Here is a 1,598-nt window from a genome sequence, read left to right as displayed (position 1 = left end):
AATGGGGAAAGATCATCAAGGCCGCGGGAATCGAGCCTGAAYAACACCTTGTTGGGGCTGGATTTGAATTAAATGCGCCTCYGGCCCTTTGTGGGCGGGCGCAAGCAGCTATCAAAAGAGTAGCTGATCAGGCTGGCCGGCTTGGCGACAGGCGAGGCCAGACGGGCCATGTGACGAATGAAGCTGCGATGGTGGCAGCTCTTCTGGCGTCATCCAGTGAATTTAAACAACGTTTAATTTTTAGAACAAGCGTTAATTTTCACCGGAAATCGCACCCTGGATAGACGTCTTTCACGCCTATATTCTGGCGATGCAAACCCGAATAGACCGCCAGCAGGTCCAAAACGATTTACGCCGAACCCTGATGCTGGACGCCGCCCGATCCGTCTTCGAACGCCTGGGCATCGACGGCGCCAGCATCCGCGAGATCGCCAAGGAAGCAGGCTATACCGCCGGGGCCATCTATTCCTATTTTGAAAACAAGGAAGCCATTTACGGCGCCTTGCTGGCCGAGTGCCTGGAGCGCCTCAATGGCGTGGTGGCGTCTGCGGCTGAGGCGCGGGGCGGCCCGGCTGAGGTGCTGGAAGCCAAGGCCAGTGCCTGGTTTGGTTTTTTTGCGGCCAACCCGCGCGACCTGGACCTGGGTTTTTACCTCATGCAGGGCATGCGCCCGCGCGGCTTGGGCACCGAGCTGAACCAGCAGCTCAATGACCGCCTTCACGATGCTTTGCGGCCTTGTGAAACCGCCTTGCGGGCCATGGGTTTAGGCGCCGACGATGCATTGCGCGAAAATACGGCCTTGTTCGCGCATGGCATGGGCTTGCTGCTTCTCCAACATACCGGTCGAATCCGCATGTTCGGGCAGGACGCCACGCTGCTGTTCGATGCTTATGTGATCGGCCTGGTGGAGCGCCTGCAGCGCAGCCCGGCCTGATCTTCTTTCCAGAACGCCTCCAGAATTTCCCCAGGACCCCCGATGCTGCTTGACGCCGACGACTCCCAACTTGTGCTGGTCGACTACCAGACCCTTTTGATGCCCGCCATTTTTGAAGGCAACCTCGTCATGGCCAATGCCGTAAAGCTGGCCCGCATGGCCAAACTGCTGGACGTGCCGGTGTGGGGCACAGAAGAAAACCCCGAAAGCCTGGGCGCCACCGTGCCCGAATTGCAGGCCGCCATTGAAGCCGCCAGTGGCAAGACTATGGACAAGATGTTTTTCAGCGCCGTGGCCGACGGCCTGGGCGACCTGCTGCGCCCACCCGTGCGCAAGGCGCCGACAGGCGGCAACGCCCGCAGCCTGCCCAAACACCTGCAAAAGCCGGCGCCCGAGCCGGAAGAGGGCAGAAGCACCATCGTCATCGCCGGCTGCGAAGCCCACGTCTGCCTGATGCAGACCGCGCTTGATTTGCTGGAAGAAGAGTTCGAAGTCTGGGTGGTAACCGACGCCTGCAGTTCACGCACCGAGCGCAACCGCGATGCCGCCTTTGACCGCCTGGCCGGCAACGGCGCCGAACTGGTGACGACCGAGATGGTGGCGTTTGAGTGGCTGCGCACGGCTGAGCATGAGGTGTTCAGGGATGTGCTGGGGTTGGTGAAGT

3 protein-coding genes are annotated in these 1,598 nt (G+C 60.5%); all 3 read left to right on the top strand.

The window, feature by feature from the left end:
• The coding region (locus AC1D1P_RS22895) for a hypothetical protein (protein WP_477674573.1) at nt 1-284 on the top strand (284 nt) is incomplete at its 5' end.
• A 26-nt stretch (nt 285-310) separates the two neighbouring features.
• Nucleotides 311-934, top strand: coding sequence for a TetR/AcrR family transcriptional regulator (locus tag AC1D1P_RS22890; protein WP_477674572.1), 624 nt, complete (start codon nt 311-313; stop codon nt 932-934).
• Nucleotides 935-976: 42 nt separating this feature from the next.
• Nucleotides 977-1,598 (top strand): isochorismatase family protein (locus AC1D1P_RS22885; RefSeq protein ID WP_477669310.1); only part of this gene is annotated, 622 nt, incomplete at its 3' end.

The sequence above is a fragment of the Polaromonas sp. P1_E1_2 genome, from assembly GCF_056406035.1.
Note: the sequence above shows the minus strand (reverse complement) of the source record. Positions and strands in the feature narration are given on the sequence as shown.